Origin of the sequence: Pseudomonas serbica (genome assembly GCF_028823535.1) — a bacterium.
GTDB lineage: Bacteria > Pseudomonadota > Gammaproteobacteria > Pseudomonadales > Pseudomonadaceae > Aquipseudomonas > Aquipseudomonas serbica.
This window is the reverse complement of sequence record NZ_JAQIYM010000070.1, coordinates 1-274: the sequence shown is the minus strand read 5'-3', so window position 1 is coordinate 274 and position 274 is coordinate 1. Positions and strand designations below refer to the sequence as shown.

The 274-nt window shown below is 55.1% G+C and carries 1 rRNA gene; it reads right to left on the bottom strand.

Annotated features, from left to right (window positions below):
- Positions 1 to 18: 18 nt before the first annotated feature.
- Positions 19 to 274, bottom strand: a 16S ribosomal RNA gene (locus NQL71_RS29790); the annotation flags it as partial.

Genomic DNA, 274 nt, shown 5'->3' with positions numbered 1-274 from the left:
AGCAGCTGAGTCGTCGATTAAGGAGGTGATCCAGCCGCAGGTTCCCCTACGGCTACCTTGTTACGACTTCACCCCAGTCATGAATCACACCGTGGTAACCGTCCTCCCGAAGGTTAGACTAGCTACTTCTGGTGCAACCCACTCCCATGGTGTGACGGGCGGTGTGTACAAGGCCCGGGAACGTATTCACCGCGACATTCTGATTCGCGATTACTAGCGATTCCGACTTCACGCAGTCGAGTTGCAGACTGCGATCCGGACTACGATCGGTTTT